Here is an 11809-nt window from a genome sequence, read left to right on the forward strand (position 1 = left end):
CGACGTAGACCTGCTCACCACTCATTTGGTGCTGCTCCTGCTGGCTGGATTGTTTCCTTCGCAAGATCAATCTTCGCAGCTCAGAGCACCATTCTTCCGTCTGGCACGCCTCGCCTATCTACCGGCGTGAAAGCCCGAGGCTAGTGGGCAGCAACGTGGACCTTCGTCGGATCGCTCTCTGTATCGATTGCGTGTCGATCAGTGATGTGCTTCGGTGCAAGGACAGCCCACACGATGACGAACAGGGCGACAATCACAGCGGAAGCGACATAGATGCCAATGAAGGTTGCCTCTGGAATGTGTCCATCGGCACCGGGCGCTAGCACGTTCAACACAACTGCGACGGCTATCATCGCCCCGACAAACTGGACGATGTTTTGCATGCCGATCGTCACCCCCATGTTGTCCTGACGGCCGGCCGCCGCAACGAGTGTGTATCCGGTGGTCAGGCAGCTCAGGGTCGTAAGGGCATAGAGGAACGTCCATACCCAGGGCATCCAGCCCTGGTCATTCGCGAAAGCGAACCCGAGGAAGACGAAGATCGAAGCGGTTCCAGAAACGACCAAGACGATCTTCGGACCCAAATGCTTGAGTCCCCATCGTGTCCAAAGGTATCCCAGTGTGGCGCCGGGAATCAGCGCGAGCAGTACGTATGTAGATTCGAGGGCAGACAGGCCGTGGCCGAACCCGGAGGATGTTGGCGTCTGTAGCAGTGCTGGCTGCACGATAAACAGGCCCTGACCGACGAGACTTATCAAGAGGATCCCGGAATATCCGATGAGGGTCTGGCGTAGGTCCATGTTGCGGAACGAGACGAGGGGCTCCTTAGTGCGCCGCTGCTGACTAATCCACGCAGTCAACGTCACTGCGCTCACGAAGAACGAGGAGAGCACGATGGGTGAGCTCCAGCCCCGGCTGGGGAGTTCGCTGATTCCGATCAGCATGGCCGTGACCCAAAGGCCGAGCCCCAGTGCACCGAACCAGTCCAGGCGAACAACTGCACGGGCGGCTGCAGGCGTCTCAGATGAGACGTAGGCGAGGATCAGCATTGCTGCGAACAGAGCGAAGCTCACCCAGAAGACGCTTTCCCACGGCAATCCCAATTCAACGATAATGCCGCCGGCAATGAGTGCGAGCGGCGTGAAGATCGCCATCACAGTCGATAGCCCTAAGGAGACAAGTCGGATCTGACGTGCGGTGGCGCGGGGACGCAGGAGGCCCCAGCTCAGTGGAATTGCGACAGCGAGTCCCATGAGGAATCGACCGACAACCAGAGGCCAGAAGCCATGGCCGATCGCACCCAGGGCGCATCCGACCATCGCTAGGACGATGAGTGCCATCAGGACCTTGCGATGCCCGTAAATGTCGCCCATGCGCGTTGTGAGGCCGACGGAGATGACACTGCCGACCATCAGCGCGTTCAGGACCCATCCGATCTCGGACCCCGACAGGGCTGATTCTGTGGCAATCGCCCCGACCAGCGGAGCGAGGATGCCGTACTGTATGTCGAGGGCTATGCCGCTGAGCATAAGTAGAGCAACTATCGATGCGTTTCGGCCGGTACGTGCCTCGACCAATGTAGATTGTGTCATCTTTGACCACCCTTGTTTGGACCCAGCAGCCGCTGGGGTCGTTCTTGACCGGGGGTGGCGCATGGCACCGTCGGGGTCCGCGCCCGGATGATGCCATAAACCACTCGCGGAGTAGCTTTTTTCTGATCTGCTCGTGCGCCAGCGATTTGATCACTGACGCTTTCTGAGCAACGTCCTTCGTTGACGTCGACGAGATTGCGAATCTGCGTGTAGTCGAGCGAGACGAACGGATCGTCGCCGGCCCATCCCACGATGTTCACCAGGATGTCGATCGGGCCCACCGAGGAAGTTGATGGACCGAGCGAGCTCTGGACTGTCACAGACGAAACTTCTGGCGCGCAGACCTTGCTCGGCGAGGTTGCCGGCTACGGCGTCTGCGCGGTCGGCGTGCAGGTCACCAGAGCTACATTTCCCACCAGGGACAAGTGCATGTTCCTACCCGTGCTCGTTCAGTAAGGTGCCTACCGACAAGTGAGGCCTCTGGCCGACCGCATCGGAATTATCTGGACGTTGGAGGTCAGTATTGAGGTTGCGGCGGCCATAACCGGGCATCCTCGGCCACGATGCTGAAATTTCCGAGGCAGCGGTGACACTCCAAGAATTTCTGAAGCCGACGATCGCCAAGGTGCCGGGCCCGGCGAGCGGGGGCGGGTGGAACCTCGCGTTGTGCTGCGACTTCGTCGTCAGTTCCAGCAATGACACGTGTACGCAGGTTTTCCCGAAACGGGGGTTGTCCGTCGATGTGGGCGGATCGTGGCTGCTGCCCCGCCTCATCGGAATGCAGAAGGCGAAATTGCTGATGATGACCGGCGACCTTCACACCGCGGCGGAGGTGGACGAGTTGGGGCTCCTCACCCGTCGGTCTCTTGTGGGCTGCGGGCGGGTCGCCACCGAAGTACTGACCCACCCTCTGCTACGCCGATTCGAGCGGGCGGCTCGCGGTTTCCCGCACTCGAAGCGTTGTCACCAGCACTATCACTGCCACAACGATCAGGTAGAACGCAGGCGCGTAGATGGTCCCGGTTTCCGCGACGAGGTATGTCGAGACATATGCCGCGGTGCCACCGATCAGCCCGAAAACGTTGTAGCTGATCCCGAACGCGGTGTACCTGATCGTGGTCGGGAAGCGTTCCAGCGCGGCCGTCACGTAGACGGCCTGTCCCGCCGCGACCGGGATCGCAATGATTATCAGCGCCCCCACGGCCGCCAAGAAGCTACCGGTGTCGAGAAGCAGGAAGCAGGGGTAGGTCAAGACGATCAGGCCAACCGCCGCGGAGACGAGGACAGGCCGCCGACCGAATCTGTCGGAAAGGGCGCCCATGACCGGTCCCAGGATGGCGATGGCGGCGCCGCCAGCGCAGATCGCGAGGAGGCCGTCTCCGGAGTCGAAGCCGAGTTCGCTCGTCAGCAGAGTCGGCATGTAGATCATCATGATGTAGTAGCCGAGGAATGCGCCGGCGCCCAGCAGCCCGGTCACTGTCATCCGACGGTACATCGAGATCTTTCCCAGCACCTCGGGGAGCGGGCTGTCGAACGTCGCCTCGGCTTGGCGTGCGAGTTTGAAGGCCGGGGACTCGTCGAGCTTGACTCGAATGTAGAGCCCGACGAGACCTAACGGCAGGGCAAGCAGGAACGGAATGCGCCATCCCCAACTATTCAGTGATTCGGTAGAGAGCACCTCCGCGAGCAGTGCAGCGGTGAGAAGGCCTGCCAGAGTCGCGCACGTGATCGACACCCCGATCCAACTTACGAAGTAGCCCCGTCTGTGGTTCGGAGAAGACTCGGCGACGAAAATCGTCGCGCCCGGTAGCTCGCCTCCCGCCGAGAGACCCTGCAAAATGCGCAGGACCACTAGCAGCAGCGGTGCCAGTACGCCGATCATTTGGTAGCTCGGGAGCAAGCCGATGGCGGCCGTGCTGAGCGACATCAACAGGATGACCGCGACCAGGGTCGTCTGCCGCCCGATCTTGTCGCCGAAGCGACCCCAGACGACACCGCCGAGCGGCCGAGCGACGAACGCGAGGGCGAAGATGCCGAGTGTGCTCAGCAGTCCGGTCACGCGGTCTGTCTCCGAGAAGAAGGTGCTCGCGATGGCGGGCGTCAGGGCGGCATAGACGGCGAAGTCGTAGTACTCAACGAAGGAACCCGCGCAGCTCGCGATCACGGCGCGACGGAGCATGGAAGGATCGACCTCCTTCCCGCCGCCGTCATCGCGCGGAGACTCCGACACCTCCACCAGAGGCACACCAGGCTCGTTATTGATCTGCTCGACCATCAAGTCCAACCTTTCACGGTACGGGCGTGAGCTACTCACGGCCTCACCGGCGCACTCATGCCGGGTGATATGACCATGGTCACATTACTGACGGCTATTGTCCAGATAGAAATCCAATCCGGTTCACGTCGAGCTGGACACCGGATTCGTCACTCAGTCGGGCAACCAGGTCATAGCCGACCCGCCCCACGATGTCTGATCGTGGAGATCTGCAAGCGTGCGGCGCGAGTGGTTCTCTCGGACCTTCAACTCCGCTGCGCCTGCGGGTGCTACGAGTGGTGCGACCACCCCGGGAGCTGAGCCCTGTCGCAGTCCTCCCTCAATTCCAAGCTTTGGCCTTGCCTTCCTTTGCGCGGCGATCGCTCACTCGTACCGTTGCGTATCTACGCGCTTACAGAGTTGAACATCCAGGCCAAGTCCCACGGTAGTGTCAGGCTGGACTCCTCTTCTGTCGACCGGGGAGGAATGCTGCTGCGAGCAAGCCGCAGGACCCGATTGACGCGGCAACAGTGAAAGCTCCTTGGGCACCGTCGATCGGGGTGACGTCCGCCGAAAAGATGCTGATGGCAGAGATCAGTACCGCGACCCCGGCGGCTCCGCCCAATTGCTGAATCGTATTGAGTGCGGCACTGCCGTGCGGGTAAAGCTGGTGTGGCAACGCAGATAGAGCGAGCGTGAACAATGGAGTCCACATGAAAGCGGTGGCGGAGCAGAACAGCAAGTGTGCCAACAGAATCACCCATATCGGCGTGTCGAGGGTGATGGTGCTCATGAACCACAGGGCAGCGGCTGCGATGCCAGCACCTGGGATTGTCAGCCGGCGTGCGCCGGTTCTGTCGTAGTAGCGACCGACGATTGCCGACACGATGGAGATGGTGGCGCCGCCAGGGACCATCAGCAGACCCGTCTCGAGAACCCCCAGCCCGAAAACGGTCTGGTATACGAAGGGCAGCAGAATCGCGATGCCGAAGGCGGTCATGACCATGAAGACCATGGCGATGGATGCACGGCAGAAACCGCGGTGGGCGAAGATCCGCATGTCCAACAGCGCTGCGTCTCGATGCTGTAGGCGAATCTGCTGTAGGACGAACAGTAAGATTCCGGCAACGCCTGCAGCTAGGGCGAACCAGAATGTGATCGGAAGATGGCTGCCGGACGACTCGCCGATGCTGGCGAGCGCGTAGATAATTCCTCCAAATCCGATGGTGGACAGAATAATTGACCTGATACAGAGGGTGACCGGGCGGAGTTTTGACACGTTGGGCATTTTGAGGGCGCCGATGATCAGCATGATTACAGCAAGCGGTAGCACCAGAATGAAGATCCAACGCCACGTGAAGTTGGCGACGATCAGACCGGAGATGGCAGGTCCGATCGCGGGTGCTACTGCCGTGGCGATGGAGATAATGGCCATCATCTGGCCGCGACGACCTTCTGCAACGAGTCGGAACGCGGTTGCCATCAGTAGGGGCACCAGGACGGCGGTGCCGGCAGCTTGAACAATGCGCCCGGCGAGCAGTATTTCGAAGCCTGGAGCCGCGGCGGCAATTGCTGTTCCGGCAGTGAACAACCCCATCGTCGCGAGGAACAGTGGCCTCAGCTGGATGCGTTGCATCAGAAATCCTGTTGCGGGAATGATAACTGCCATGGTGAGTGCGTAACCCGTGGTGAGCCATTGTCCGGTGCTTGCGTCGACTCGAAGGTCGTCCATTACATCCGGAAGGGCGACACCCATCACCATCTCGTTCAACACGACGATGAACGCGGAGCAGGCCAACACCCCGATGGCTAGAATCTCGCCAGGCAGGAGGCAGCGGTCATTCGGTCCCGCGTCATCCGCGTCGGGAGGATCGAATCCGATTGTGCCGACGTCCGTGCCGGGAACGTTGGGGTCAGTGCTGCTGGTCATAAAGGTGCCTCGGAATCTGATCGTCTTGTTGGGGTGTCGGACTGAACTTGGGCGACGTTGAGGGTGTGCCCAATGCTCAATCGGAGAACCTCTCCGGTAAACTCGGAAAAGAATACGGAGTGTGTCTCCATATTGTCAACGAGCGGGCTGTAGCAGTGGCTGAGGCGGATGGAGCGGCGCGATGAGGATCTCAACGCTCGCCGCGATGAGATAGCACGCGAGCGGCGTTATTCCGCCGTGGCCGCTGTTGCAATGGCTCGGTGCGGTGGAAAGATGGCTCTCTGCTTCCGGCGGGCTGTCGGAACCGTTGTCGAGCGCCGTAGTCGAGCGGTTGGTGCCGGATGCGTTGTGGGAGATCGTCGAACCGTTGATTCCGTGCTTCGCCGCCCGCCCGCAGGGGGTGGAGCGCGCCGGTCGCCGATCGTGCGATCTTTACCGCGATCGTGTTTGTGCTGACAAGTGGGTGCGCGTGGCGGCACCTTCCGCCCTCGTTCGGAGTGTCCGTCCCTACCGCGCACCGCCGGTTCACCGCATGGGCGGCGGCGGGGGTGTTCGAAAAACTGCATCAAGCCCTGCTTGACCGGCATGGCGGCGCCGGCGAACTCCACTGGTCGGCAGCGATCAGATCCTGGACGCGGCAAGCGTCCGGGAAAAAGGGGCCTCGATCGGCCGGACCCAGCCCGGTCGATCGGGGTAAGAAGGGATCGAAGATCCACGTCCTATCCGATTCGAACGGAATCCCACTGGTCGTCGACGTTTCCGGAGCGAATCCCCACGACAGCACCTTGCTGCGTCCAGGCGTGGTCCGCGCCGCCGTAGACCCGAAAACTCCGAGCCGACAAGGGCTACGACGTCCACCGTCGGTGGCTGCGCGCATAGGGCATCGTCCCGCGCATCGCCCGACGCGGGATCGACGGGAACGATCGGCTCGGCAGATACAGGTGGAAGATCGAACGCACCATCGCACGGCTCACCGGTGGTCGCCTGGGTGGGAAGGGCTGCGACGCGGTACCTCGGGAGAAGGCCGGTATCGGTTCGGGGATGAATAACGCGACTCGGGAAGTCGGAGGAACGCTCGAAGTGGCGGTGATCGGAAGTGTGACGCCTCCTGTAAGCCTCATCGCTCGCTACCTCGGACGCCGCGCAGGACCTACCCGAGAACGTGGATCGGTCGTTGGGGGTCCGTCGGCGCCGCTGTGATCGCATCCGACCAGTTGGGCGCAATGAGGCATGGGCGCAGCGTAGCCCGGGTCGGACGCCTGGGAAGCGCGCTTTTCTCGACGGACTGCCTGCGGGACGGATGTCGCCGCAGGCCTCACCGCCGGACGTGCGATCGTGGCCGAACGGTTTCTTCCATCGTGTCCGAATCGGGGTGACGCTAACGAGGATGAGCGACACAAAGGATTCCGCAACCATGTCTGCGGTGACCTGAGTTGCCGTTCCCTGACTGCTGTCTGTCCTTGGCTGCCCGAACTGTATTTGGAGGTATCCTCCATTTAGTAGATGAGAGGGGCTGGCATGGCTGAGGCGACACGGGCGGGACGTAAACCGCGTGCGGATGCACTGAGGAACCGCGCGCACATTCTGGAGATCGCCGAAGCGGTGTTCTCGGAGGAGGGGGTCACGCGATCGATGGACACGATCGCCAAACGCGCCGGCGTCGGCCCCGGAACGTTGTACCGGCACTTCCCCTCTCGGGACGCTCTCCTCGCCGAACTTCTCCGCAGCCGGGACGACACCCTTCAAGCGCGCCGTGACGTCATCGAAGGCCGGCACTTCGACTCCGCCGCCGCGTTGGAGCAATGGCTGGACGCGCTCGGCGAGTGGGCGTCCGCTTTCGACGGGCTCCCCGATCCCCTGCGAGAGGCGTTGCAGGAGAAGACGTCGCCGCTCGCTTTGACGTGTCGCGGCTTCATCACCACGACCGACGACTTTCTCGCTGCCGCGCAACGCGACGGGACTGCACGCCCTGACGTCCGTGGGCGCGAGCTCTTCCTGGCGGTGCTGGCCACGGTCTGGGTGAGTAGCGCGGCAATGGCCGACGCATCCTCCGCGACGGGCCTACGCACGCTGCTGCGGTCGGGCTGGGCGACCGGCTGACCACCCGCTTCGACAATCGGAGATCTCCTCCGTATAGTCGATCCCGTGAAACGGATGCAGTCTCCGAATAAGTGCGCGGCATGAGCGGCGAGCAGATGCTGCTGTCGATGCAGCTGGTCGGCGGGTACGGCAGCGAACCGGGTGCATGGCGGCTGCCCGGTGTGGACCTGCACAGCCACACGGACATGGACGCCTACGTGCGGTTCGCGCGGAGCGCCGAACGCGGCAAGATTCAATTGCTGTTCTTCGCCGACACCCCCGTGCTGGACGCAGACCTGGCGCGTCAACCGCTCCGTTATGTCCTCGATCCGATCGTGGTGATGACGGCCATCGCGCGGGAGACCGCGAGGATCGGGTTGGTGGCCACGGGCTCGACGACGTTCACCGAACCGTTCAACCTCGCCCGGCAGTACAAGGCACTCGACGTGATCAGCCACGGCCGCGTGGGGTGGAACGCGGTCACCCCGTCGAGCCCTGACGCCGCAGCGAACTTCGGCGCCGCGGTGCCTCCGCGGCATCAGAAGTACGAACGGGCCCACGAGGTGGTCCACATTGTCGAGTCACTCGGGGGCAGTTGGCAACGGGACGCGTTCGTCGGCGACGTCGACCGCGGTGTGTTCGCCGACCCCGACAAGGTGAGCCCGGTGAACGTGCGGGGCCGGTATGTCGCGTCGCGCGGCCCCTTGGTGATCCCACCGTCGGAGCAGGGGCAGCCAGTGATCTTCCAGGCCGGCGGCGGGCAGGAAGGGATCGAACTGGCCGGGATGTACGCGGACGGTGTGTACGCCAACCCGTACACCATCGAAAGCGGGCGTGCACTACGCGAGGCGCTGCGCGCGTCGGCGGTGGCTGCCGGCCGGGACGCGGACGACGTGAAGATGTTCGCCGGGTTCATGCCGACCGTCGCCGACTCGAAGGCGGATGCGCTCGCGCGGCGTCGTCGACTCGACGAATCGATCGATCTCCGCCACCGCATCCAGTACCTCGGAGCGATGCTAGGGCTTCGCCTGAGCTACGACGACATCGATCGACCCGTCCCCGGTGACATGCTCGCCCGCGCCGTCGCCAACCCCGCCGACCCGCGATCAGAGCGAGCCCTCGAGGTCGTTCGCGAAGGGTGGTCGCTGCGAGATGTCATCGCGAACGGCGTCATCGACTACCACCCCGTCGTCGCCGGCACACCGGAGGACGTCGCCGATCACATGCAGGAATGGTTCGACGCCGGTGCGTGCGACGGCTTCTCGATCGCTGTCGACGGTCTGCACGACGGCGTCGACGCCTTCGTCGATCGGGTCGTGCCGATCCTGCAGAAACGGGGAATCTTCCACCTCGACTACGAGGGCCCGACGCTGCGCGACAACCTCCATGCCGCACCACGGTACGGTCGCGACCCGCGCCTGACACGATGACCGACCGAACCACACCTCAGATCGATAAGGAACGGAGCACCTCATGAGCACACTGGGAATCATCGGGAGCGGGAACATCGGTGCCGCGGTCGCACGGCTGGCGGTGGCAGCCGACATCGACGTCGTGATCGCCAACTCACGCGGCCCCGAGAGCCTCACGGATCTGGTCGACGAACTGGGACCCCACGCCCGGGCGGGCACCGTCGAGGAGGCTGCGCACGCCGGCGAGGTCGTGGTACTCAGCATCCCGGCCACCGCCTACAGCACTCTCCCCGACGGACTGTTGGGCGGGAGGACGGTGCTCGACACCGGCAACTACTACCCGTCCCGCGACGGACGGATACCCGAATTGGACTCTGGGCAGTACAACCAAACTCAGCTGAACCAGACACATCTGCCCGACGCCGCATTGGTGAAGGCGTTCAACAACATCCTCGCGCACCACATCCCCCAGCTCGCGCGGCTGTCCGGCGCACCGGACCGCAGCACTCTGCCCATCGCCAGCGATGATCCCGACGCGCTCGCTGTCGCAGCCGATCTCATCGACCGCCTCGGCTTCGACATCCTCGACGCCGGATCCGTCTCGGAGACATGGCGTTTCGAGCCCGAGTCGGCCGCGTACACGCAGATCTACCTCGCCGATCCGACTGTGCCGCTCAAGACATACACGTCCGCCCCCGCCGCGCCGGTCTCGAAGGACACGCTGCGCGCAGCACTCGCCTCCGCCACACCCGTGGACGTGGCCGGCCGCACGTACTAACAGGAAGGTTAGCTATGAAGATCGGAATTCTCGGCGCCGGATACATCGGCGCCACACTGGCTCGCAAGTTGAGCTCGGCCGGGCACGAGGTGAAGGTCGCCAACTCACGCGTCCCGGACACCATCGACGCCGACGTACTCGCCACCGGGGCATCCGCAGTAGACGCCGCAGACATCGCGGCCGACGTCGATGTAGTCGTCTTGTCCATCCCGTTGCACCGCATACCCGGAATCGCGCCTCTTGTATCGACTGCTCCTGCGGATACGGTCGTCATCGACACCTCGAATTACTACCCCGCACGCGACACGCGGATCGAGGCCGTCGAGTCGGGCCAGGCCGAGAGCTTGTGGGTGCAGGAGCAACTCGACCGGCCGATCGTCAAGGCGTGGAACGCGATCGGTTCCGATTCCTTCGCCACGAGAGGCGCCCCCGCCGCGAGCCCCGGGCGCATCGCCGTACCGGTGGCAGCCGACGATCCCCGTCACCGGCGGGTCGGCATCGCACTCGTCGACGACACCGGGTTCGACGGGTACGACGCAGGGACCCTCGCCCAGTCGTGGCGGCAACAACCGGGCACACCCAGCTACTGCACGGATCTCACTCGCGACGAGATGGCGGCCGCGTTAGCCGCCGCCGACGCCGAGCGATCACCGAAGCGGCGTGACATCGCAGCAGCTGCGTTCGCCGAGAGATACGACAGCCCGACCCTCAACCCGACAGCCGACCACGCAGTCCGCCTCAACCGGGCACTCTTCATGTGAACGACACACTGCCGTGCGTCACCTCACCGTGACGGGCAGCAACGCCACCAACCGTTGCGCTATCGGGTTTCAGATCCAGTGCAGCGGGATCGACCTTGGGTTTGTCGCCCCACAGCGTCCAGGTTCTGACCTAATGCGCAGAAGGGTGACGTAGCCGCCTCGGCGCGAACGCGTGGTACCGAGCAGCCGAACCGCAACCATCCAACACCGCGACCGGACGGCATCGGTCGCCGGAGTCCTCGACGGACACTGGTGTCTCGTCGGCGCCACCACCGCGTGGGCGGTCGCGGTAGTGCCGACTCGACTCGACTCGTCGAGCTTCTGCCGGGGGACGAGGCCGCAGTAAGTGTTCTTCGGATTTCTTACTCAGCAAGCGTTTCGGCTCTTCTGCCCACCGCACGGTATCTCTCGGCTCGCGCAAGCATCACCGGGAACGGTTGGATGATCGGCGTCGAACGGTTGGTGTCTATAGCATCACCGATCATCGCAGGGCTACTTGATCGCCGCAGACTGGACACTACACAGCAAGTCATCGTCTACTCGACGCCCCTGCTCCTCGCCGCCGCCGACCCATGCGGCGTCGTCTTGGGTTTGGAGTGTGGGCGCCAGAGACACAACGACACAAACGACGTTCTTGGCGTAACCTCCCCAGCAAATGCCCGTAACCCGGTCGAAAAGCGCGCCAGCAACGATCCGCAAGAAGGCCTACCTGTGCGGTGGTGGCTTCACGAAATCCGATGCTTCTGCAACGTTTTCAACGCCCATTCCTACAGTGAGTCAATTTCTATTTGAAAGGTTTTCACTTGAGTACATCGCAGAGCGCATCGACTGCGCGCCCGACGGTCGGNNTGGCGTCGTTGATCGCCACGGGCATCGACGTGGTGGTCGAGTCGGGTGCCGGTTTGGGCGCGCTGATCCCGGACGAGTTGTACACCGAGGTGGGGGCGAAGATCGCCGACCCGTGGTCGGCGGACGTGGTCGTGAAGGTCGCGCCGCCGTCGGA

Annotated in this window: 8 protein-coding genes and 3 pseudogenes; 7 read left to right on the forward strand and 4 right to left on the reverse strand. The window is 63.2% G+C overall.

From position 1 onward, the window contains the following. Nucleotides 1-140: 140 nt before the first annotated feature. Together AZG88_RS21600 and AZG88_RS52735 are read right to left on the reverse strand one after the other, a co-directional pair. Nucleotides 141-1592, reverse strand: coding sequence for an MFS transporter (locus AZG88_RS21600; protein WP_197487890.1), 1452 nt, complete (start codon nt 1590-1592; stop codon nt 141-143). Then, nucleotides 1589-1873, reverse strand: a complete 285-nt coding sequence (locus AZG88_RS52735) for a hypothetical protein (RefSeq protein WP_231914124.1) — start codon at nt 1871-1873, stop codon at nt 1589-1591. The genes AZG88_RS21600 and AZG88_RS52735 overlap by 4 nt, the downstream gene beginning before the upstream one ends. A 305-nt stretch (nt 1874-2178) precedes the next feature. Between AZG88_RS52735 and AZG88_RS53895 the strand changes: the two are divergent. Then, nucleotides 2179-2436 (forward strand): annotated as a pseudogene (locus AZG88_RS53895) (enoyl-CoA hydratase/isomerase family protein); the annotation flags it as partial. Nucleotides 2437-2505: 69 nt separating this feature from the next. Here the strand turns inward: AZG88_RS53895 and AZG88_RS21610 are convergent. Next, nucleotides 2506-3867: an MFS transporter gene (locus AZG88_RS21610; protein WP_061698948.1), complete on the reverse strand. Its 1362-nt coding sequence runs from the start codon at nt 3865-3867 to the stop codon at nt 2506-2508. A gap of 430 nt (nt 3868-4297) precedes the next feature. Next, nucleotides 4298-5776, reverse strand: a complete 1479-nt coding sequence (locus tag AZG88_RS21615; RefSeq protein WP_061698951.1) for a DHA2 family efflux MFS transporter permease subunit — start codon at nt 5774-5776, stop codon at nt 4298-4300. Nucleotides 5777-6110: 334 nt separating this feature from the next. Here AZG88_RS21615 and AZG88_RS50235 point away from each other — a divergent pair. The 6 genes and pseudogenes from AZG88_RS50235 to AZG88_RS50240 form a co-directional block, all read left to right on the forward strand. Then, nucleotides 6111-6739 (forward strand): annotated as a pseudogene (locus tag AZG88_RS50235) (IS5 family transposase); the annotation flags it as partial. Between the two features lie 555 nt (nt 6740-7294). After that, entirely contained in the window at nt 7295-7876 is a 582-nt protein-coding gene (locus tag AZG88_RS21620) for a TetR/AcrR family transcriptional regulator (protein ID WP_061698953.1), read from the forward strand. An 80-nt stretch (nt 7877-7956) separates the two neighbouring features. Next, complete coding sequence (locus tag AZG88_RS21625; protein WP_061698955.1) at nt 7957-9285, forward strand: NtaA/DmoA family FMN-dependent monooxygenase; 1329 nt, start codon at nt 7957-7959, stop codon at nt 9283-9285. A 43-nt stretch (nt 9286-9328) separates the two neighbouring features. Then, nucleotides 9329-10045, forward strand: coding sequence for an NADPH-dependent F420 reductase (locus AZG88_RS21630; protein ID WP_061698957.1), 717 nt, complete (start codon nt 9329-9331; stop codon nt 10043-10045). A gap of 14 nt (nt 10046-10059) precedes the next feature. Then, on the forward strand, nt 10060-10806 hold the full coding sequence (locus tag AZG88_RS21635; RefSeq protein ID WP_061698959.1) for an NADPH-dependent F420 reductase: 747 nt from the start codon (nt 10060-10062) through the stop codon (nt 10804-10806). Nucleotides 10807-11609: 803 nt separating this feature from the next. After that, nucleotides 11610-11809: pseudogene (locus tag AZG88_RS50240) on the forward strand (NAD(P)(+) transhydrogenase (Re/Si-specific) subunit alpha); the annotation flags it as partial.

Origin of the sequence: Rhodococcus sp. LB1 (assembly GCF_001583455.1) — a bacterium.
In the GTDB taxonomy this organism is placed as follows: Bacteria; Actinomycetota; Actinomycetes; order Mycobacteriales; family Mycobacteriaceae; genus Rhodococcus_F; species Rhodococcus_F opacus.